Genomic DNA, 22,211 nt, shown 5'->3' on the forward strand with positions numbered 1-22,211 from the left:
CGGAGAAAGCAGGAGGACTGTCTAATGGAACACACAACTCAAACGAAAATATTAGTCGTAGATGATGAGGCAAGAATTCGCCGCCTTTTAAAAATGTATTTAGAACGTGAAAATTATGAAATCGATGAAGCGGAAAATGGAGATGAGGCGATTCAAAAAGGGCTTCAAACCGATTACGACCTCATTTTGCTCGATTTAATGATGCCTGGTACAGATGGAATCGAAGTGTGTAATCAAATTCGAGACAAAAAAGCGACTCCAATCATTATGCTGACGGCAAAAGGAGAAGAGGCCAACCGCGTTCAAGGATTTGAGGCAGGAACGGATGACTATATCGTCAAACCTTTCAGCCCGCGTGAAGTTGTTTTACGTGTGAAGGCATTGCTCAGAAGATCGTCTCAAACGTCTTATCTTAATACTGGGACAACAACAAAAGATGTTCTTGTGTTTTCTCATCTTTCTATTGACCATGATGCCCATAGGGTGACGGCTGATGGCAAAGAAGTCAGCCTCACGCCGAAGGAATATGAGCTTTTATATTTCCTTGCAAAAACACCAGATAAAGTTTATGACAGAGAAAAACTGTTAAAAGAAGTATGGCAATATGAGTTCTTTGGAGACTTACGAACAGTCGATACCCATGTCAAACGACTTCGTGAAAAACTGAATAAAGTGTCACCAGAAGCAGCGAAAAAAATCGTAACTGTATGGGGTGTCGGGTACAAATTTGAGGTCGGCGCTGAATGAAACTGTGGAAAAGTGTTGTAGGAAAGCTATGGTTAACCATTCTTTTCCTCGTCCTGATCGTTTTATCTATTTTAACTGTGCTTCTTTTAGAGTTCATTGAGAATTATCATGTAGAAGAAGCAAAATCTGATTTAACACAAATGGCGAACAAAGTAGCGGTCATTTTAGAAAGCCATGAGGATCAATCGCTTGCAAGATCGATAACATCAGAACTCGCTGACAAATTGACGAGTATTGCGATCATCCAAGAGGACGGGCTAGAGTGGTATTCGTCTGAAAAAGACGGGAAGCTTCCTGCGATTACAAAGAAACAAATTGAAGCGGACAGCGATTTAAATCAAGCACTGAAAGATCGTAAAAAAATCAGTAAACGTGCAGAACCTGATGCAGGCAATCAAAAAGATGAACGAATTGTAGTCGGTGTTCCATATGAGGCGAACGGAAAAAAAGGCATGGTCTTTCTTTCTCAGTCACTCCTCGCTGTAGAACAAACAACGAAACATACGACGCGATACATCTTCTTAGCCGCTGGAATTGCGATTGTACTGACCACTATATTCGCTTTCTTCTTGTCAACACGTGTCACCTATCCTCTTAGAAAGATGAGAGAGGGTGCACAAGATTTGGCGAAGGGGAAATTTGATACAAAGATTCCTATTTTAACGCAAGATGAAATTGGAGAACTGGCGATCGCCTTTAATCAAATGGGGAAGCAGCTTAAATTCCATATCACCGCCTTAAATCAAGAAAAAGAACATTTGTCTAATATTTTAAGCAGTATGGCTGATGGCGTCATCACGATCAATATTGATGGAACGATCTTGATGACCAATCCTCCTGCAGAACGATTTTTGCAGGCGTGGTATTATGAGCAAAATATGAAGATCAAAGATGGAGATGAACTGCCGCCAGAAGCGCGCGAGCTATTTCATACAGCTGTCAGCACAGAAAAGGAGCAAATGATCGAAGTTACGCTGCAAGGGCGTACGTGGGTTCTTCTCATGTCTCCGCTTTATAATCAGCAGGATGTCAGAGGAGCAGTTGCAGTCCTTCGTGATATGACGGAGGAACGAAGACTTGATAAGCTGAGAAAAGACTTCATAGCCAATGTCAGTCATGAACTTCGTACACCAATTGCCATGCTGCAAGGGTACAGTGAGGCGATTGTAGATGATATTGCAGGATCAGAAGAGGAAAAGAAAGAGATTGCGCAAATTATCTACGATGAATCACTTCGAATGGGACGTCTTGTAAATGATCTTCTAGATCTAGCGAGAATGGAAGCAGGTCATATTACACTGAATCTTGAATCAACAGATACGGAAGAGCTGACTGAGAAGATCTACCGCAAGTTTCTAGGGATTGCGAAAGAAAAACAAATCGATCTTACGTATAATATTCAAGTGGATGAACCGTACTTTGTATTCGATCCAGATAAGATTGAGCAAGTGTTTACGAATCTCATTGATAATGCCATTCGTCATACACCAGAGGGCGGAGAGGTTCACTTTTCGGTTCAATCGGTGGAAAACGGGCTGAAAATGGATGTGAAAGATTCGGGAAGCGGAATTCCAGAAGAGGATCTGCCCTTTATTTTCGAGCGCTTCTATAAAGCTGATAAAGCAAGAACAAGAGGACGTTCTGGTACTGGGCTTGGCCTTGCGATTGTGAAGAACATCGTCGAAGCGCATCAAGGCTCTATACATGCTCACAGCAAAACGGGTGCAGGTACACACTTCACCTTCTATATTCCGAGAAAAAAGCAGGAACTCGTCTAATCTTGACGAAGAATCTTGTTACATGAGAAACACTTCTTTTCGCAAGAAAATGAAGTGTTTTTTCTATTTTGAAATTTTTAAGGAGAAGTTAAACAAAAAGCCCTTTCCAAATTGTCGAACTTGTAATATATTTGTCATAAAGTTGTAATGTAACGTTTTATAAGAGTCACTCGACAAAAATAAGTGAACGGAGGGGTTTCCTATGCATGAAACCTTTCAAAAAATATATGATTCGTACCATCAAGATTTGTACCAGTTTTTATTTTATATGGTTAAAGATAAAAATCAGGCAGAGGATCTCGTGCAGGAGGTTTACATTCGGGTACTTCACTCATATAAAACTTTTGAAGGAAGAAGCAGCGAGAAAACATGGCTGTTTTCAATTGCAAGGCATGTGGCGATTGACTGGTTTCGCAAACAGCAAACCATTAGACAACGGGTGCTCGGCACGTTTGATTGGGATAAGCAGGATGTAAAAGACCCAGACTTGCTCCCAGACGAACTAGCTGTACAGGATGAAAATACAAAAGAAATTTATGCCGCACTTGATCACTGTACGATTGATCAAAGAGCTGTCATCATTTTAAGGTTTATCCAGGGCTACTCAATCATGGAGACGGCAAAGGCGCTAAAGTTCTCGGAAAGCAAAGTCAAAACAACGCAGCACCGAGGCCTGAAAGTGCTCCGAAAACATATGGAGCTTTTGAAGGAGGAGCTAGTGAATGAAAACGAACAGGTCCGATTGGAGCGAAGAACGAATCAAGGTGTTACTAAGTCAGCTTCCAAAAGTGGAGGACAACCGTTCATCTAAGCAGATATACCAGCAGATGCTGATGGCAAGCGGGAAGAAAAAGAAAAGTGTCAGATGGATCGGTCCAGCGGTGGCAACCGTTGTGGTTTTATTTATGGCGTTTTTAATTTCTCCTCATTTATTTCAGCGTGCTGCTCAAGAACAGCATCAACAGATGAAAATGGAATCAAGTGCTGACAAAGGACAGGTGAATGCCACATTAGAGCCGGTGAAACAGGCAAATGGTACCGCGCACGTTGTTTCTCATGAAGACAAGCAAAAATATATGACGGTTGCATACATAGATGAATCAACATCTCAAGTGGTTCCTATTAGTATTGAAAAAGAAAATGAACATGACCATTTGCAGGAAATGATGAACACATATGAACAGGTGCAGCTGCCTGAAATGACAAAGCCACTTCAATCTTATCTTGAGATGGTGGACCTTCGTGAAAAAGGGAATACACTTGTCTTTCAGTTAAAAAATGATTTGTCCCTTGATACGATAAAGGAAGCCAATCGGTTTAAAGATATGGTAAAAGAAACGCTGAAATGGAGCAGGTATAAGCAAGTGGAAGTCAAATCTGTCAAAGGCTCTCAGCTTCAATTAGGGGCAAGTGGAAGCATCGGCAGGGTATCGATTGATAAACAAACAAAGCAAGCTTATTACGTATTAGAAAATAAGAGCGGGACTTTTTTGGTGCCCTCAAAAACGCATTATTCTTCTTATGAAGAGGCGGTAGAGGCCATGAAACGGACGAGTGATTCTGGGCTCGAACCATTAATTAAAGAAGAATCCATTAAAGAAGTGACATCAAAAGGTAAGCATGTGACCATCACGTTTGGAGCATCAGCGAAATTATCGGACTCAATTGATCATATTCTACTCATTGAAGGTCTGCTGCTCACAGCGAAAGATTTTGGTTTTACAGATGTCACCATTCAAAATGTAGGAACAGATCAAGTAGGACCATATGAATTAAACGAACCAATAGAGGTACCGGCTCTGCCGAATCCAGTTGTCATCAAAGATCGTTAAAGGACGCAAGCAAGTCATTGCGTTCTTTTTTTATGTATAGAAAATGGCCTTCTTGCTGTATACTAAGCTGTCATGAAAAGAACCTCAAAGAAGGGGAGTCACTGATGAAAAGGTATTGCTTCATAGGTGCAAGCTGTTTTTTGTTCTTCATCTTAGCACCATTTGCCCATGCGCAGCAGACAAACGAATGGGTGGAGCCAGTGAAAGGAGAAGTCACTGACTTGTTTGGGACAAGGGGCGGCTCGCATAAGGGATTAGATATAGCTGCGCCAGAAGGAGAATCCATTTTTGCTGCAAGTGAAGGTGTGGTCACGCGTTCGTATGTATCGGCTACATATGGAGAGGTTGTGTTTATTCAGCATCCAAACGGATACGAAACCGTCTATGCTCATTTACACGACCGTTTTGTCAAAAAGGGTGACCAAGTACAAGCGGGAGAGCCGATTGGCATCATTGGCAACACAGGAGCCTCTAGAGGCACTCATTTACATTTTGAGGTACATCGTGGCAATTGGTCAGTCAGCAAAGAGGATGCGATAGATCCGCTCAAAATGATTGCAGTGGAACGTTTCAAAGAGCCAGCTCTTCATGTAAATGGACATGAAACAAATACATATGTCATTAAAAAAGGGGACACTCTTTGGTCAATAGCAAAGGCGCATGAAATGACTGTGGAACAATTGAAAAAGATCAATGAGTTGACCAGTCACCTCATTCGAACAGGAGACCGTTTAATGGTTTCAAAAAAATAAACCTCATGCAAAAGCATGAGGTTTCAGCGAGTAGACAAACCCTCGCATTCGCCCGCAGGTCTGCGCGCCGGTACTCACGAATGTCAAATTCGCTCCGTTCCGGTGCTCGCCCTTCCTAGGGCTGCAAAGGTTTTCTATCACGCTGAAAAGAAGACAAAGGGCTAAAATCAAGATCATTTTAGCCCTTTATCACTGTTTTTTAAAGGTCAATCAGGCGGACAGAAAGAATATCCTGTACTTCCGTTAATTTTTTCACAATTTCATCCTCTAGATGCTTATCGAAAGAAAGCATCATAATGGCTTCGCCGCCTTTTTCTTTACGTCCTACCTGCATTGTTGCGATGTTGACATCGTGGTCGCCTAAAATCTGTCCAACCTTTCCAATCACACCAGGTGCATCTGTATGCTGGATGTAGACAAGGTGTCCATCTGGATAAAAATCAATATTAAATCCATTAATAGAAACAACGCGTTCCCCTAGATGCGGGATGTAAGTCGCTTTTAGAGTAAAGGTTGAAAGATCACCTTTGACTTCAATAGAAATACTGTTTTCGTAACCAGATTCGCTGGAAGAAATTTTCTCACTAAAGCTAATGCCGCGTTCTTTTGCGACCATTCCAGCATTTACTTCATTCACAGTCGAATCAACGCGCTCTTTTAAAAAGCCTGAGAGGAGACTTTTTGTGATAAAGGATGTTTCGAGTTTTGAAATAGAGCCTTCATAAGAAATGCCTACTTCTTTTACAGGTTCTCTCATTGATTGAGAGACAAGACGTCCAAGTTTTCCTGCAAACTGATGATAAGGCTGAATCTTTTTAAATTCGTCTTTTGTCATCGCTGGTAGATTAATAGATGACATGACAGGAAGGCCTTTGGCAAATTGAAGGACTTCTTCAGATACTTGCGCTGCTACATTTAATTGTGCTTCTTTTGTAGAGGCACCAAGATGCGGAGTTGCAATGACGTGTGGATGATCCACAAGCGGATTATCAGTTGGAGGTTCTACCTCGAATACATCGAGCGCAGCTCCTGCGACATGGCCGCTTTCAAGTGCCTCAAGAAGGTCAGCTTCGTCAATAATGCCGCCGCGTGCACAGTTTACAAGGCGAACACCTTTTTTCGTTTTTGCAATCGTTTCTTTATTGAGAAGTCCTCTTGTTTCTTTTGTTAATGGCGTATGTACAGTAATAATATCTGATACTTCGAGTACTTCATCGAGTGATTTCGCATTGACGCCAATTTTTTCTGCACGTTCCTTTGTGAGAAATGGGTCAAACACGTTGACTGTCATGCCAAACGCTCTTGCACGCTGGGCGATTTCACTTCCGATTCTGCCTAAGCCGACAATCCCAAGAGATTTTCCGTAAAGCTCAGCACCAACATATGCACCTCTGTTCCATTCTTTTGATTTGACAGAAATATTGGCTTGCGGAATATGACGCATAAGTGATGAAATCATGGCGAACGTATGCTCAGCTGTCGAGATCGTATTACCGTTTGGTGCATTGATCACAATGACGCCATGCTTGGTTGCTTCATCAATGTCAATATTGTCTACTCCCACACCGGCACGGCCGACAATTTTTAATGAAGTCATTTTTTCATAAAGCTCTTTCGTTACTTTCGTGGCACTTCTGACAAGTAAGGCATCAAACGTGTGTAATTCATCTTCTGCTTCTGCTACATTTTTTTGGACAATTTCAACAAAATCTGACTCTAAAAGTGGTAGAAGACCATCATTGCTCATCTTATCTGAGACTAATACTCGAAACATCGTAAGATTTCCTCCTAAAATAAACGTCATAAATATCTGATAATTTACCATATTCCTTTTCACTGTGTCAATCAAATTAAAGCAGTAAAGTGAAAAAGAAAACACGAACATTTCTTTGTGTCTTTATAAAGAATGAACACCTTTAAACAAAAGATAACCAATTTTTGCGCATTTGTCATTAGAATTTTTGTGTTTTTTACGATTTCTTAAAACTGATGAATTTGCTCAGGATTTTTATCTGTACAAATGCTCATATATCATATATAATGATGTCGAATTGAATAATGATCAATCTTCGGGGCAGGGTGTAATTCCCTACCGGCGGTGATGAGCATAGTCTCTAAGCCCGCGAGCCTTTTTGGCAGGATTCGGTGTGATTCCGAAGCCGACAGTATAGTCTGGATGGGAGAAGATGGAGGTTCATAAACGTTGAAAACATTGATGTTTACACGTTTATTTGTCTAGCCCAATTTCCCCGCTCCTGTTTTCAAGGGCGGTTTTTTTGTGGCTAAAATGGAACAATCCTCTTTTCGAAAGATTTGATCGAAAAGGAGAGAGAATATTGAATCAAAGTAAAGTAAAGCGTTTAGTCGTTACCAGTATGCTCAGCAGTATTTCGTTTGTATTAATTTTATTGGATTTCCCTTTCCCGGGTCTTCCAGCGTATTTGAAAATTGATTTCAGTGATATCCCGGCGATTATCGCAATTTTAATTTATGGACCGGGTGCAGGAATTGCTGTTGAGGCATTAAAAAATGTACTGCATTACCTCATTCAAGGCAGTATGTCCGGCGTTCCAGTTGGGCAAGTCGCGAACTTCATTGCAGGTACATTATTTATCTTGCCAGTCGCCTTTATGTTCAAAAAAATCAAATCAGCAAAAGGGATGGCATGGTCTATGATCGCGGGTACATTGCTTATGACTGTGATGATGAGCATTTTAAATTACTTCTTATTCCTGCCAGCTTACACATGGTTCTTAAACGCGCCAGAACTATCCGATCATGCGCTCAAGACGACTATTACAGCAGGGATCTTACCATTTAACTTTATTAAAGGCATCATCATTACCATCGTGTTTAGCCTCATTTTTGTGAAAATGCGTCCATGGTTTGAAAATAAACGCCGACTTCAAAATAGTTAATATAAAAAAAGCCCCTGCATAAGGGGCTTTTATACTATTCATGCTTAAGTGGGTCACCCTCGAAAGATTCGTCCGCAACTTTGATTGAATCCGTTGGACATCCTTCAAATGCATCAAGCATATCTTCTTCAAGTACTTCTGGAACCTCTACAGTTCCTTGGTTGTCATCAAGCGTAACAAATGCAATGCCTTCATCATCATAATCATAAATGTCTGGAGCAGCTGCACCGCATGCGCCGCAAGCAATACATGTGTCTTTGTCTACAATTGTATATTTTGCCATGTTAAAAAAATACCTCCCAGATTGTTCGATGGAACAAATGGTCTAACCTTTTTAGTTTCACCGATAAAAAACAATTTCCTCAAACCTTATTGTAATGATTTTAATTTCACATTTCAACTGTAAAGTGATTGATAATGCTTATCACATAAGGGTTTGTTCATAACTTTCCCCCACAAATTGAGTTTAAACATTTCTTCTTCTATGAAATCTGTTAAAATAAAGGGAGAATATATTCGAATTTTGTCAGGAAGACAGGTGCTTTGGCGAATGACTCTTCATTATTTGGATGTCATGTTAATGGACAGCGTATATAAATTGAACGGCGAACGCTCCATAAGTGCTGTCTACCATCTTTTTAAAGGAAAAAAATCATCACAAACCATACAGGATGCCAGTTTATTTCAGCTTTCAAAGTACTTCGGCTGTTATCCGGGGTTTACGAGGGATCAGCTGAATCGCTCTACTATAAAACTTGACGAAGAGCACTACATCAAAAAAACGGGGGAGACATTCACTGTTACAGATGCAGGACAGCGTATGCTAAACCAGTATTTTTTAGAAAAACCGATGCCCGTTTATTTTCATGGTGCAAAATATCATGATAAAGCAAAGGTGCTATGGATGAGGCTCTCCTTACTTGTACAAGTGCTTTCTCACCATATGGCTGGATCGTATCAATATGTCCCAATACAAAGAGATGTATCCGTACAAAGCTGGACGAAATCCTTCTTAAAACAGCATCACGAGAAGAATAAACTTTCAGAAGAGCTGCATCATGAACTAGAAACGCTTCTTAGCCGTATAAGTGATCAAGAGGCGCTGATTTTTGTTTATTCATTGACGTCAAATGAAAGAATCGGGCGTACGTATCAGCAAATGGCAGAGTGGCTAAAAGAAGATGTGTGGTATGTGTACCTGCTTTTTTGGAATGTCCTTCATTATTTTATTCATGCTGCCCAAAAAGGTGAGGCACTAGTCATGCAGCAGCTCGTAGGTGACCTTGAATTCAAACGCGTGCTAACAACCTCTACTCACAAAACGCTCGAACTTGTGCAAAAAGGCTTTGATATTGATCAGATTGCGCATATTCGTTCATTAAAAAAGGCAACGATCGAAGACCATATTGTCGAGCTTTCCATACATGAACCGAACTTCTCAATAGAGCCGTATGTGAGCGAAGAAGCGCAGCAGGCCATTCATGCAGTAGCCAGGGAGCTTCAAACAAATAAAATGAAGCTGATTAAAGAAAAACTCGAACATTCATTTACTTATTTTCAAATACGATTGGCTCTGACAAGGATGGTGAAAGCAAATGGATAAGCTTCATCAGACGCTCATGCGATATTTTGGTTACGACTCATTTAAAACAGGTCAAGAGGACATTATTCAAAGTGTACTAAATCAAAAGGATACCGTTGCCATGCTGCCTACTGGCGGAGGGAAATCCATCTGCTATCAAATTCCCGGCTATATGACAGATGGATTAGTTCTCATTATTTCGCCGCTGTTATCGCTTATGGAGGATCAAGTAGAACGAATGAAAATGCGCGGAGAAAAACGAGTGGCGGCACTGAACAGCACATTGTCTTTTCAGGAGAGACGACATATCATTCGGCATTTGCCATCATATAAATTTTTATTCGTCGCCCCTGAGGCATTAATGTCAGAGGTACTGCTAGAACAGCTCAAATCGATGCATATTGGTCTGTTCGTCGTCGATGAAGCCCATTGTATATCCGAATGGGGGCATGATTTCCGTCCGGAATATTCTAAGCTGGGAGAATGGAGAGAAGCGTTAGGTCATCCTGTCGCCTTAGCACTTACGGCAACTGCAACAAAACAAACACTTAAAGATACCGTGCAAACGTTAAGATTGCAGCATCCGGACTTTCATATTCATTCTGTCAACCGGCCAAACATCGCTTTACTCAAAGAAGCGCACGAAACGAAAGAAGCAAAAGAGAAACGGGCCATTGAGCTTGTGGAATTCCTGCAAGGCCCCGGTCTGATTTATTGCCCGACTCGGCAAATGACTGAAGACATGGCGCTTTTTATGAAACAAAAAACCCATCAGCGTGTAGAGTATTACCATGGCGGAATGGATGCAGGAGACCGCATGCTTATTCAGCAGCAATTTATCAGCGGACAGCTTGATCTCATTTGTTGTACAAGTGCTTTTGGAATGGGAATTGACAAAGCAGATATACGATTTGTTATTCATATGAGCCCGCCTCAGTCAATTGAAGCATTTATGCAGGAAATTGGAAGAGCAGGACGGGACGGGAAAAACAGTGTGAGCATTCTTTTATATACAGAAGAGGATGCGGACATTCAACAGCATTTAATACAAGCCGAGGGCTTTGATGATCCAGAAATTGATTTTTTCTTAGCTAGACTGACACAAACGCAGACAAATGATGAAAAAAAATTACGTGAACAATTGATGGAATCAGGGCTTCAGGAGACACGGGCAAGAATGTTGATCCACTATTACAGGATGTATCAGTCTGAACAGCCTCGTGTGCTCCTGATGAAACTGAAAGAGAAATTGCAGGACAGACAAACAGAAAAACTGAGAAAAGTATGGCAATTTAAGGAGCGGATCACAGGTCATAGCTGCTTTAGACAATCTCTGTTATCATACTTTTACGAACAGCTTGATCAAACGGAGACCGCATCCTCTGGCAATTGCTGCTCTTCTTGCGGACTTGACCTGTCTGATTATGAAAAAAAAGAACAACCATTGGAGCTGAATGAAATGAAACACTGGAATACAGTGCTGAATCGTATGTTTCATCTGACAAAAGAGGCGCAGCATTGATCGAACAACATCGCCGAATCATTGAAAAATTAACCGATCGACAAGTCGTAGAACAGCTATATTTTACGCAGCTGCTGATGCTGGTTATTTCTTTTTTACTAGGGATATTTATGTTCGATCATTGGACAGATTTCACATCCCTTTGGGAGATTCAAGATGCGCGGATACTGACTTATGGAATTGGCGGCGCTGTGCTTGTAATCATTGTGGATGCGATTGTCATGAAGGTGTTTCCTGCTCATATGTATGATGATGGCGGATTAAATGAAAAAATGTTCAAAAACCGCAGCATCCCGCATATTGTTTGGTTAACACTGCTCATCGCCTTTTCAGAGGAAATTCTATTCCGAGGGATCGTCCAGCAGCAATTTGGATTGGAGATTGCTAGTATCGTATTTGCACTCCTTCACTTTCGCTACTTATCAAAAATACTCTTGTTTATCCTTGTGGTTTCCATTAGTATTTTTTTAGGACTTTTATACGAGTGGACGGGGAATTTATTTGTTCCTGTCATGACCCATTTTGTCATTGACTTAGTCTTTGCTTGTCAAATTCGTTTAAAATATAGGGGGAGGGATGAACATGGAAGAAATGTCGAGAATGAAGAGAAAGAAAGAGCAGCTGACAAACATCCATGACGATGATGTTGAGAAGATTTTTGAAGAAGAAGTACAGCCTTCAGATGACTCTCACTTTCCTACACGAGAAGATTTTCATGAATATAAAAAGCAGCGCACAAAAAAGGTTCGCAATCCATTGTTTACAACACTGGCTATTATCTTTCCTATTATCGTCGTCACGGTGTTCTTCCTTTTGATCTACTACACGTCAAAGGAAATTAACCATAATAATAATCAAGATGTATATAATATTGATTCTACATCAAGTGCTGACACAGACCCAGTCCCGTCAGCACTTGCCGAAACGAAAAATGACTCAAGCGCTGATAAAGCGGATGTGTCTGATGATGAGAAGCAAAAGAAAGATGAAGAAAAACAGCGATCGAAAGAAAAAGCTGAACAGAAGAAAAAAGAAAAAGCTGCTAAAGAGAAAGAAGAGCGTGAACAAGCAGTGAAAGAAAAAGAGCGGGAGCGAGCTGAAGCTGCCAAAAAGCGTGAACAGCAGCAGCTAGCCCTGCAAAAGCAACAGGAAGAGAAAAAACGAAAAGAAGCTGAAGAGAAAAAGAAGCAGGAAGAAAAGCCAGTTCGTGTCGTGCAGCACACTGTTGGTCCAGAGGAAAACCTGTATCGAATTTCAATGAAGTATTACAAAAACCGTTCGGGTGAAGAGAAAATTAGAGCCTATAATCATTTGAAAGGTAACAGCGTGTACAGTGGTCAAGTGCTGAATATTCCACTAGAAAACTAATCATCTGACATGAATGAAGAAGCAGGCACATACATATGTAGAAAAAAGGGACAGGGTGTATGTGATGACATTGCACGCAATCAGCCGATATATGGATCAGCCAACACAGAAGATGATGGAAACATTGATCAAAAGAAAGCATAAATATGAGGGTTTTGCCAAGCAGTGCAAAAGGTGGCAATGGACAGCCCTTCTATCGCTGGCCATTCTTTTGTTTTATTTTGTGATCACGGCAAATGCGGGAGGCGGCTCGCTTCAGCCGGAAGCCATGATTGCCACACTGCTTGGTCATGAAGTATTTCTGTTTTGGATCATGGCTGAGGTTTTTGCTTTTTATGCTTCTTATTACTATAAGAAAAAAGAAGAAAAGGCTGAAGATGAATATCATCGGCTTCGATGTGAAATTATACAAAAGAGCACAGACTTATGGCCGCAATCAAATCAGTGGAAAGAGCGCGAGGCAGTTTTTCACTATATGCAGAAGCAATATGACATTAATCTCTATTATGAAAGTAAATAAATGAGAAAAAAAGACGTTTAACAGTTGAAACGTCTTTTTTCATTCAAGCGTCTTATGAAAGAAAGATATGTAAGGGAGCCATTTGCGATGAAATATGCCATCGGATTTACTGCCGCCATTGCGGCTGTTACAACAGGTGTGTGTGTAACGGCAAAAATGGTGAAAACGGCAAAACAAAACAACATCAAAAAGCATTACTTTACAATAGAAGCACTTCAATCAGACCGACCTGCTGTCATTTTCTTTATTTCTGATACACACAGACGTCTCATAAGTGACACTTTATTAGCAGAAATCAGACAGGAAGAGCCAGATGTGATTATGATTGGCGGAGATTTAGCAGAAAAAGGTGTGCCCTACGCAAGGATTGAAGAAAATGTGAAACGTTTATCAAGAATTGCGCCGGTTTATTTTGTTTGGGGAAATAATGATCATGAGCTGCACCAGCAAAGGTTGAAAGAGATTCTTCATGCATACGATGTCACGACTTTGCAAAATGAAACGGCTGTATGGAATTTCGAAGGCCAGCGAATTAAAATCGGAGGAATTGATGATATTCGGCTTGAAAAAGCAGATTATGAAGCGATACGGCCAGAGTTTGTGAAAGAAGATGTCAATATTCTCTTATCACACAATCCAGATGTACATCATTTGATGAGTGAAGAGGAAGGAATTGATCTTGTCCTGAGCGGTCATACGCATGGGGGACAGATCCGAATTGGGAAATTTGGACCGTATGAAAAAGGAAGAACAGGCCAGGTCAAAGGTGCGTTCTTTCTCATTAGTAATGGCTACGGAACAACAAAAATTCCCATGCGTCTCGGAGCAGAACCAGAAACCCATCTGATCTATTTAATGCCTCTAAAAACGCGTTAACTTGCGGAACCCTCAATATTTTCCATAAAAGTCAGCGTAAGCATAGCTTCATGCTTGTCTTCCGTCTTGACACAGTGTAAACTGAATACAAAATTAAGAACCTATGACTCATCATCTCATATACTACAGTATGATGTGTGTTTAGAAGAGGCAGGAGGGAACGTTATGCGACTGGAGCGTCTGAATTATAATAAAATCAAAATTTTTCTCACACTAGATGACCTGACAGACCGAGGTCTTACGAAAGAAGACCTTTGGAAAGATTCGTTCAAAGTCCATCAACTGTTTAAAGACATGATGAACGAGGCGAATCAGGAGCTCGGTTTTGAAGCGAATGGACCGATTGCTGTTGAAGTATTTTCTCTTCAGGCGCAGGGGATGGTCGTCATTGTCACAAAGAGTCAGCAGGAAGATGCTGATGATGAGTTTGATGAAGATTACATTGAGATGCAAGTCAAGCTCGACGAGAGCAAGCATGTGCTCTATCAATTTGCCTCGTTTGAAGATGTGATTCAACTGTCCCATAGTTTAAGTCGTATTGGACTTTTAGGGGGTACAGTTTACCATTATGAAGGTCAATATTATCTCAGCCTAGATGATGTTGGAGAACTATCTGCTGATACAGTCATTTCAATTTTAGCAGAGTTTGGTTCACCTACGACACTAACCATTCACCGGCTAAAAGAGTATGGAAAAGTGATCATGCAAGAAGATGCTGTGAAAACGATTCAAATGTATTTTTAATCACTTTTTTCTATTATATTTAATACTGTTGTGATGAAACAACAGTATTTTTTTATATCTTTTTTTATATTTATAAACGCTGATATTTTATTTTGATAAAAAACGCTTTTTACCTTTGCTTTACCAGTACGAAGGTGTATACTATTGCTTGAAAGGGAGCAGTAGATCATGAAAGATTTCTAGGGGGTTTATTTTAATGGCAGCCGATCAAAACGCCGCTCATAACGCAGAAGATAAGCTAGATGTTTTAAAGTCAACTCAAACCGTCATACATAAAGCGCTAGACAAATTAGGGTATCCGCAGGAAGTGTATGAATTACTGAAGGAGCCAATTCGTCTATTAACGGTCAAAATTCCAGTACGTATGGATGATGGATCTGTGAAAATTTTCACTGGTTACCGCGCACAGCACAATGATGCTGTCGGTCCAACAAAAGGCGGAATTCGTTTCCACCCGAACGTTACGGAAAAAGAAGTAAAAGCGCTTTCAATTTGGATGAGTTTAAAATGTGGAATTGTGGATCTTCCTTATGGCGGAGGAAAAGGCGGTATTATCTGTGATCCAAGAGAAATGTCATTCAGAGAGCTTGAAAAACTTAGCCGCGGCTATGTTCGCGCCATCAGTCAAATTGTTGGACCAACAAAAGATGTTCCAGCACCAGACGTGTTTACGAACTCTCAAATTATGGCATGGATGATGGATGAATATTCTAGAATTGATGAGTTTAACTCGCCAGGATTTATTACAGGAAAACCAATTGTTCTTGGAGGATCACACGGACGTGATACTGCAACAGCAAAAGGTGTGACGATCTGCATCAAAGAAGCGGCGAAGAAAAAAGGAATTGACATTAACGGAGCTCGTGTTGTCGTACAGGGATTCGGAAATGCAGGAAGCTACTTAGCTAAATTCATGTATGATGCTGGAGCGAAAATCGTAGGGATTTCAGATGCGTACGGCGGATTATACGATGAAGATGGTCTAGATATTGACTACTTGCTTGACCGACGTGACAGCTTTGGAACCGTCACTAAATTATTTAACGATACAATTACAAACCAAGAGCTGCTTGAGCTGGATTGTGATATCCTAGTACCTGCAGCCATTGAAAACCAAATCACAGAAGATAATGCGGCAAACATTAAAGCCAAAATTGTCGTTGAAGCAGCAAATGGTCCAACGACACTGGAAGGAACCAAAATTCTTTCAGATCGTGGTGTACTACTTGTCCCAGACGTACTTGCGAGTGCGGGTGGTGTAACTGTTTCTTACTTTGAATGGGTTCAGAATAACCAAGGGTTCTACTGGACTGAAGAAGAAGTTGAAACTCGTTTAGAAGATATGATGGTGAAATCATTTAATAATATTTATGAAATGGCGCAAAACCGCCGGATCGATATGCGTCTTGCTGCATATATGGTCGGTGTACGTAAAATGGCTGAAGCTTCTCGATTCAGAGGCTGGATTTAAGCGGCTTATTTGCATCGCGCCTTAAAATCTCCTATCCTTAAATAGGAGATTTTTTTATGGAATGGAACAAAGAATCAAACAGCCCAGCAATTGTTATTGCAGTGAAATGACAGGAGTGGAACAAATGAAACAAGAAAAAGCGATCATAATAGGAGGCGGACCATGCGGGCTATCAGCTGCCATCGCATTCAAGCAAATTGGGATTGATGCACTTGTGATTGAAAAGGGGAATGTCGTGAATAGTATTTATCATTACCCAACACATCAAACCTTTTTTAGTACAAGTGAAAAGCTTGAAATCGGTGATGTCGCTTTTATTACTGAAAATCGTAAGCCCGTTCGTATTCAAGCACTTTCCTATTACCGAGAGGTCGTCAGACGAAAAAGCCTGCGTGTGCATGCTTTTGAAAAAGTAAACGCCGTGACGAAACAAGATGGCCGTTTTACAGTGAATACATCAAAAGACGACTATTCATGTGATTACGTCGTCATTGCAACTGGCTACTATGATCATCCAAACTATATGAACGTCAAAGGAGAAGACCTTCCCCACGTGTATCACTACTTTAAAGAAGGACATCCATATTTTGATAAAGATGTGACGGTGATCGGCGGGAAGAACTCCAGTGTGGATGCTGCGCTAGAACTTGTGAAATGCGGAAGCAGAGTCACTGTGCTGTATAGAGGAACTGAATATTCATCCAGCATCAAACCTTGGATTTTACCAGAGTTTGAAGCGCTTGTCCGTAATGGAACGATTCGAATGGAGTTTGGCGCGCAGGTGAAAGAAATCACAGAAGAAGAAGTGATCTTTACAAACCAGCAAGATCAAACGGATCGAGTGAAAAGTGACTATGTATTTGCCATGACTGGCTATCATCCAGATCATTCTTTCTTAGAAAAAATGGGTGTCACGATTGATCAAGAATCAGGCCGTCCAGCATTTGATGAACAAACGATGGAAACGAATGTTGAAGGTATTTTCATTGCAGGAGTTATTGCTGCTGGGAATAATGCGAATGAAATTTTCATCGAAAATGGAAGATTTCATGGCGGACTCATTGCAGAAGAAATCAACAAAAGAATCAACGGATAAAAAAGAACTGGATCCTTCAAAAGGGATTCGGTTCTTTTTTATATAAATTGGGATTATATAGAAAGTTATTTTTAGAAAAATGGGCCCGAGTCATATAAAAAAAGGGTAAATCATGGTACGATAATGAAGGATAATGTAGGGAAAGAGGTCTGGTTATGATCGCAATCATCTCAGCAGGTTTAGCTCCCGGCATCGCACTTTTAAGTTATTTTTATTTGAAAGATCAGTACGACAATGAGCCGGTTCATATGGTCATCAGATCTTTTATGCTAGGTGTCATACTTGTGTTTCCAACCATGTTTATTCAATATGTCCTTCAAGAGGAAAATATCGCAACAAACCCTATCTTGATTTCATTTGTGACGTCGGGCTTTTTAGAAGAATCATTAAAATGGTTTATTTTAATGGTCAGCGTTTATGCGCATGCTCAGTTTGACGAACATTATGACGGGATTGTGTATGGAACGAGTGTCTCACTTGGTTTTGCAACACTTGAAAATATTCTTTACTTAGTCGGTCATGGGGTCGAATATGCATTTACCCGTGCTTTATTACCTGTATCAAGTCACGCATTATTTGGTGTTGTGATGGGATTTTATATCGGAAAAGCCCGCTTCTCTGATAAAAAGGAGCAGCGCAAATGGCTGATCCTTTCTTTAACGCTCCCTGTGCTGTTTCACGGCCTGTATGATTTCATTCTATTAGGTATGAAAAACTGGGGATATATCATGGTGCCGTTCATGATTTTTTTATGGTGGTTTGGTTTAAGGAAAGCAAAAAAAGCCCGTGCGGTAAAAATGGTGCAAATTTAATTTTTGAAAACGTCCTATTTGTTGATAGGGCGTTTTTTTGTCTTTTCCATCCAATTCTCTCCTGTGTTGAATGTATAAAAATAGGGATCGGAAGAAACATATATTCAAACATCAAAAGTACAGGAGGATCAAATATGGATAAAGCTCGTTTCATAAAACAAATCGTTCTTATCTTCTCAATCGTTCTTCTTGCGTCTTCACTTTTGACAGAGAGTAAAAGTGAAGCCTTCACCAGCCAAGTCATCCAGCGGGGCGCAACAGGAGAAGATGTAGTCGAACTGCAAGCGCGTCTCCAATACAATGGTTTTTACAATGGCAAAATTGATGGCGTCTATGGCTGGGGGACGTACTGGGCCGTTCGTAACTTTCAAAGCCAATTTGGCATCAAGAAGGTCGATGGACTTGTAGGCGAGAAAACAAAAAGCTTATTAGTTCAAAAGACGAAATACTACAAAGAATTTGTTCAAAAGCAGCTGCAGCAAGGGAACCAGTTTACCCATTATGGCGGAAAGCCTCTTGATCAGCAAACAAAGGCTCCGAAAAGAAGCACGCAAAAAAAGACAGCTCAAGGTACAAAAGAAAATCAAAAAAGTCAAAGTGGATCATCTGCGAAGTCTGGCAATCAGTCAGGCAGCCAGCAGGGAAATCAAACACCGAAACAAACAGCAGCCAACATGCCTGGTGGTTTTTCTAGTAATGACATTCAGCTCTTGTCGCAAGCTGTTTACAGTGAAGCAAGAGGTGAGCCATATGAAGGACAGGTGGCCATCGCGGCCGTGATCTTAAACCGTTTGAACAATCCGACCTTTCCAAATACGATCGCAGGGGTCATTTTTGAACCGCTAGCGTTTACCGCTGTTGCAGATGGGCAATTTTATATGACGCCAGATGAAACGGCAAAAAAGGCTGTGTTTGATGCAATCAATGGCTGGGACCCATCTGAGAGCGCCATTTATTACTTTAATCCTGATACAGCAACAAGTCCATGGATTTGGGGAAGACCACAAATTAAACGAATCGGGAAACATATATTCTGCGAATAAAAAGAGGTGTAAATAAATGATCAGAGGAATATTGATTGCTATTTTAGGAATTGCTGTCATCTCAACAGGTTACTGGGGCTATAAAGAACATCAAGAAAAAGACGCCGTGCTGCTTCATGCTGAGAACAACTACCAAAGAGCCTTCCACGATTTAACGTATCAGGTGGATCAGCTGCATGACAAACTGGGCGCAACACTTGCGATGAACAGCCAAACATCCATCTCACCAGCACTTGCAGATGTATGGAGAATGTCATCAGAAGCGCATAACAATGTTAGTCAGCTCCCGCTCACATTGATGCCTTTTAATAAAACGGAAGAATTCCTGGCGAATGTCGGAGACTTTAGCTATAAATCATCAGTCAAAACTTTATCAGACGAACCATTAAATAAAGATACACACAAAGCCATTTCAGCCCTTTATAATCAAGCATCAGATATCCAAAACGAACTTAGACAAGTGCAGCATCTCGTCCTTAATAAAAACTTAAAATGGATGGATGTTGAAATGGCGCTGGCTGACGGCGATCGAAAGAACGACAACACCATCATTGACGGGCTGAAAACAGTTGAGAGAAATGCAGATGCGTTTGCAGATGTCGATCTTGGGCCTACAAATGTGTCGACAGAAAAAGAAACACAAGGCTACAATCATTTAAAAGGCGATAAGATTTCAAAAAAAGAAGCGATCCGCATTGCACAGCAATTCACACCCGACCATAATCAACATTTTAAAGTGAGAAAAAGCGGCAGCAAAACCAATCGCGACGTGTACAGCTTATCGATGTCTGATCCAGACAGCCATGCTAACTTTTACTTAGACTTAACTGAAAAAGGAGGACACCCAGTCTACCTTCTTCAGAATCGTGACGTGAAAAAACAAAAAATCAGTTTGAATGATGCATCAGAAAAAGCACTCAGCTTTTTAAAGAAGCACGGATTTGACACAGAATCGTTCCATTTAGATGAAAGTGCACAATTTGATAATATCGGTGTATTTACCTATGTGCCTCTTCAAAAAAATGTATTGCTTTATCCAGATAGTATACGCATGAAAGTCGCATTGGATGATGGCGAGGTTGTTGGGTTTTCAGCGAAGGACTACTTAACGAATCATAAAACTCGAGACATCAAGGCACCGAAAATCTCTCAAAAAGAAGCACAGAAAACATTGAATCAGCATGTAAAGATCGAAGATACTCATTTGGCGATTGTGCAAAATGATATGTCAGAGGAAGTTCTATGCTATGAGTTCCTCGGAACGATAAAAAACGATACGTACCGCATGTTCATTAATGCAGATACTGGAAAAGAAGAACGTGTAGATAAACTGAAAAATGCAGAACCTATATATAAAGACCTATAGAAAAGGAAGCGAGGAAAAGGCTAATAAGTCTTTTCCTTTTGTTTTAGACATGGTTTAATATAGGAGAGGATACGATTTCACAGATGAAAAGAGTGATGAGGAATGTTACAAATAGGGGATGCAATCACAATTGAATATGTCAATGAGAATAAAGAAGTGAAAACAGCAAAATCGAAGGTTTTGGAAAATAATAACGATGATATTTTCATTAATTATCCAGCAGATAAAGAAACGGGCCGCACCATCTACTTAAACCAGCAGACAGAAATCACCGTCTTCTTTTTTGATGAAAATCAAATTCCATACAAATGTAAAAGCGAAGTAATTGGAAAAAGAAAAGAAGATATTCCGATGATTGTTATTTCCATTCCGCCAAAAGAAGAAATGGTCCGGCTTCAGCGAAGAGAATATTTGAGAGTGGATACGATGATCAAAGCCACTATCATGCAAACGGATGAAGAGCCCTTTGACACGTTTATTGTGAATATAAGTGCTGGCGGCGTGGCGATTGCTGTTCCTGAGGGCGTGTCATTGAAAGATTATGGAGAAGTGGCCACAGAGTTTGAACTTCCCTTAAAAGAGCCTGTGAAAATTAAAGCGGTTGCAGAGATGAATCGAGTATATCAAGATGAACAGTCTGGCAAAACAAGAGCGATCATGGAGTTTTCAGAGATTACAAATGATCACCAGCAGCACATTATGAAATACTGCTTCCAGCAGCAGCTTTTAACACGTGTGAAAAAAGCATAAGAATAAAGGGTGTAAAAAGCTTCCATACTAGAGAGGAAAGAATCTAGCGTGGAGGCTTTTTGTATGAAGACAATGGAAAGATGGTTATTGAAAGTGGTGCTCATTCAGCTTGTTTTATTGCTAACTGTTCAGATCACACTTCATTTGACGAAAGGAGAACTTTTTTTGTCAAAAGTCGTGCAGTATGAGGGTGTGAATAACATGAGCATTGAAGAATGGATTGAGACGTTTAAGCAGAAGGATTGATAGAAAATTCCCCCGTTTGAGCGGTGATCGTGTTACAATTCATAAGGGAGATTCAATCAAGGAGAGGTATTATGAAAAAGAAATTATCTATTGCAATTGATGGTCCTGCAGCAGCAGGCAAAAGCACTGTGGCAAAAATTGTCGCAGCCAAAAAATCATATATTTATATTGATACAGGTGCCATGTACCGCGCGATTACACTTGCGGCACTTAATCAAGGTGTAGACCTTGAAGACGAACAGGCACTTGATTCATTACTGAAAAAAACAGTCATTGAACTTGTAACAACAGGCGAGGGTCAAAAAGTCCATCTAAACAATACGGATGTCACAGAGGATATTCGTACAGACCGCGTAAGCAACCAAGTATCGGTTGTTGCAAAGCACAGAGCTGTTCGGGAAGAAATGGTCCGCAGGCAGCAAGAGCTTGGCAAACGAGGTGGTGTCGTTATGGATGGAAGAGACATAGGCACTCACGTACTTCCAGATGCCGAAGTGAAAATTTTCTTGCTTGCATCAGTAGAAGAAAGAGCAAAACGCCGCTTTGAAGAGAATCAGAAAAAAGGCTACGATGTCAATTACGATCAGCTGATTGAAGAGATTGCAAGACGTGACAAGCTTGATTCTGAGCGTGAAGTTTCACCTTTAAAGAAAGCGGATGACGCCATTGAAATTGACACAACCTCCCTTTCTATTCAAGAGGTGGCAGGGAAAATTTTAGATGCAGCAGACCGCGTAGAGAAACAGTAAGAAATTTTAGAAAACTTTAATAAGTTAGAGGTTTATCTC

At 40.6% G+C, this 22,211-nt stretch carries 23 protein-coding genes and 1 riboswitch; of the genes, 21 read left to right on the plus strand and 2 right to left on the minus strand.

Going from position 1 to position 22,211, the window contains the following annotated elements:
• Positions 1–24: 24 nt before the first annotated feature.
• The 5 genes from QSJ46_RS07870 (at position 25) to QSJ46_RS07890 (ending at position 5,109) form a co-directional block, all read left to right on the plus strand.
• Positions 25–747, plus strand: coding sequence for a response regulator transcription factor (locus QSJ46_RS07870; RefSeq protein WP_003215596.1), 723 nt, complete (start codon positions 25–27; stop codon positions 745–747).
• Positions 744–2,525, plus strand: coding sequence for an ATP-binding protein (locus QSJ46_RS07875; protein WP_047204111.1), 1,782 nt, complete (start codon positions 744–746; stop codon positions 2,523–2,525). Before QSJ46_RS07870 ends, QSJ46_RS07875 begins: the two co-directional genes overlap by 4 nt.
• A 202-nt stretch (positions 2,526–2,727) precedes the next feature.
• A complete protein-coding gene (gene sigX, locus QSJ46_RS07880; protein ID WP_039179611.1) occupies positions 2,728–3,336 on the plus strand; it encodes an RNA polymerase sigma factor SigX in 609 nt (202 codons plus the stop codon).
• Positions 3,248–4,357 carry a sigma X negative regulator gene (locus QSJ46_RS07885; RefSeq protein WP_107163407.1) on the plus strand — a complete coding sequence of 370 codons (1,110 nt, stop codon included), beginning with the start codon at positions 3,248–3,250 and terminating at the stop codon, positions 4,355–4,357. Before sigX ends, QSJ46_RS07885 begins: the two co-directional genes overlap by 89 nt.
• Before the next feature lie 104 nt (positions 4,358–4,461).
• Positions 4,462–5,109, plus strand: coding sequence for a peptidoglycan DD-metalloendopeptidase family protein (locus QSJ46_RS07890; protein ID WP_212039987.1), 648 nt, complete (start codon positions 4,462–4,464; stop codon positions 5,107–5,109).
• A 199-nt stretch (positions 5,110–5,308) separates the two neighbouring features.
• Here QSJ46_RS07890 and serA read toward each other — a convergent pair whose 3' ends face one another.
• Positions 5,309–6,883: a phosphoglycerate dehydrogenase gene (serA, locus tag QSJ46_RS07895; RefSeq protein WP_024422834.1), complete on the minus strand. Its 1,575-nt coding sequence runs from the start codon at positions 6,881–6,883 to the stop codon at positions 5,309–5,311.
• Between the two features lie 287 nt (positions 6,884–7,170).
• A riboswitch (FMN riboswitch) is annotated at positions 7,171–7,301 on the plus strand.
• 144 nt (positions 7,302–7,445) lie between these two features.
• Here serA and QSJ46_RS07900 point away from each other — a divergent pair.
• Positions 7,446–8,027, plus strand: coding sequence for a riboflavin transporter FmnP (locus QSJ46_RS07900; protein WP_041109656.1), 582 nt, complete (start codon positions 7,446–7,448; stop codon positions 8,025–8,027).
• Between the two features lie 34 nt (positions 8,028–8,061).
• Here QSJ46_RS07900 and QSJ46_RS07905 read toward each other — a convergent pair whose 3' ends face one another.
• Positions 8,062–8,310, minus strand: coding sequence for a ferredoxin (locus tag QSJ46_RS07905; protein WP_003215700.1), 249 nt, complete (start codon positions 8,308–8,310; stop codon positions 8,062–8,064).
• 267 nt (positions 8,311–8,577) lie between these two features.
• On the opposite strand from QSJ46_RS07905, the gene QSJ46_RS07910 reads away from it, so the two are divergent.
• The 15 genes from QSJ46_RS07910 (at position 8,578) to cmk (ending at position 22,172) form a co-directional block, all read left to right on the plus strand.
• On the plus strand, positions 8,578–9,630 hold the full coding sequence (locus tag QSJ46_RS07910; RefSeq protein ID WP_224928759.1) for a YpbB family protein: 1,053 nt from the start codon (positions 8,578–8,580) through the stop codon (positions 9,628–9,630).
• On the plus strand, positions 9,623–11,131 hold the full coding sequence (locus QSJ46_RS07915) for a RecQ family ATP-dependent DNA helicase (RefSeq protein ID WP_107163411.1): 1,509 nt from the start codon (positions 9,623–9,625) through the stop codon (positions 11,129–11,131). Before QSJ46_RS07910 ends, QSJ46_RS07915 begins: the two co-directional genes overlap by 8 nt.
• Positions 11,128–11,769: a CPBP family intramembrane glutamic endopeptidase gene (locus tag QSJ46_RS07920; protein ID WP_047202731.1), complete on the plus strand. Its 642-nt coding sequence runs from the start codon at positions 11,128–11,130 to the stop codon at positions 11,767–11,769. The genes QSJ46_RS07915 and QSJ46_RS07920 overlap by 4 nt, the downstream gene beginning before the upstream one ends.
• Positions 11,714–12,499 carry a LysM peptidoglycan-binding domain-containing protein gene (locus QSJ46_RS07925; RefSeq protein WP_285604535.1) on the plus strand — a complete coding sequence of 262 codons (786 nt, stop codon included), beginning with the start codon at positions 11,714–11,716 and terminating at the stop codon, positions 12,497–12,499. Before QSJ46_RS07920 ends, QSJ46_RS07925 begins: the two co-directional genes overlap by 56 nt.
• Positions 12,500–12,563: 64 nt before the next feature.
• Positions 12,564–13,019 (plus strand): DUF2663 family protein, encoded by a 456-nt coding sequence (locus QSJ46_RS07930; RefSeq protein ID WP_047202733.1) that lies wholly within the window; start codon positions 12,564–12,566, stop codon positions 13,017–13,019.
• 87 nt (positions 13,020–13,106) lie between these two features.
• On the plus strand, positions 13,107–13,895 hold the full coding sequence (locus QSJ46_RS07935; RefSeq protein ID WP_047202734.1) for a metallophosphoesterase: 789 nt from the start codon (positions 13,107–13,109) through the stop codon (positions 13,893–13,895).
• 165 nt (positions 13,896–14,060) lie between these two features.
• Positions 14,061–14,639, plus strand: a complete 579-nt coding sequence (locus QSJ46_RS07940) for a genetic competence negative regulator (protein ID WP_024428080.1) — start codon at positions 14,061–14,063, stop codon at positions 14,637–14,639.
• A 196-nt stretch (positions 14,640–14,835) separates the two neighbouring features.
• Positions 14,836–16,110 carry a Glu/Leu/Phe/Val family dehydrogenase gene (locus QSJ46_RS07945; protein WP_007500982.1) on the plus strand — a complete coding sequence of 425 codons (1,275 nt, stop codon included), beginning with the start codon at positions 14,836–14,838 and terminating at the stop codon, positions 16,108–16,110.
• Positions 16,111–16,234: 124 nt separating this feature from the next.
• The gene (locus tag QSJ46_RS07950; RefSeq protein WP_047202735.1) at positions 16,235–17,206 is read left to right on the plus strand and encodes a YpdA family putative bacillithiol disulfide reductase; all 972 of its coding nucleotides are present in this window, start codon (positions 16,235–16,237) and stop codon (positions 17,204–17,206) included.
• Between the two features lie 155 nt (positions 17,207–17,361).
• The gene (gene prsW, locus QSJ46_RS07955) at positions 17,362–18,018 is read left to right on the plus strand and encodes a glutamic-type intramembrane protease PrsW (protein WP_024422824.1); all 657 of its coding nucleotides are present in this window, start codon (positions 17,362–17,364) and stop codon (positions 18,016–18,018) included.
• A 134-nt stretch (positions 18,019–18,152) separates the two neighbouring features.
• Positions 18,153–19,061, plus strand: a complete 909-nt coding sequence (sleB, locus tag QSJ46_RS07960; RefSeq protein ID WP_047202736.1) for a spore cortex-lytic enzyme — start codon at positions 18,153–18,155, stop codon at positions 19,059–19,061.
• A 16-nt stretch (positions 19,062–19,077) separates the two neighbouring features.
• Entirely contained in the window at positions 19,078–20,427 is a 1,350-nt protein-coding gene (gene ypeB, locus QSJ46_RS07965; RefSeq protein WP_047202737.1) for a germination protein YpeB, read from the plus strand.
• Positions 20,428–20,529: 102 nt separating this feature from the next.
• Positions 20,530–21,177: a flagellar brake protein gene (locus QSJ46_RS07970; protein ID WP_107163415.1), complete on the plus strand. Its 648-nt coding sequence runs from the start codon at positions 20,530–20,532 to the stop codon at positions 21,175–21,177.
• Between the two features lie 63 nt (positions 21,178–21,240).
• Complete coding sequence (locus QSJ46_RS07975; RefSeq protein ID WP_024422820.1) at positions 21,241–21,423, plus strand: DUF5359 family protein; 183 nt, start codon at positions 21,241–21,243, stop codon at positions 21,421–21,423.
• Positions 21,424–21,494: 71 nt separating this feature from the next.
• On the plus strand, positions 21,495–22,172 hold the full coding sequence (gene cmk / locus QSJ46_RS07980; protein ID WP_039179588.1) for a (d)CMP kinase: 678 nt from the start codon (positions 21,495–21,497) through the stop codon (positions 22,170–22,172).
• Positions 22,173–22,211: the final 39 nt, after the last annotated feature.

It is taken from the genome of Bacillus sp. YKCMOAS1 (genome assembly GCF_030268125.1).
Lineage (GTDB): Bacteria > Bacillota > Bacilli > Bacillales > Bacillaceae > Bacillus > Bacillus safensis.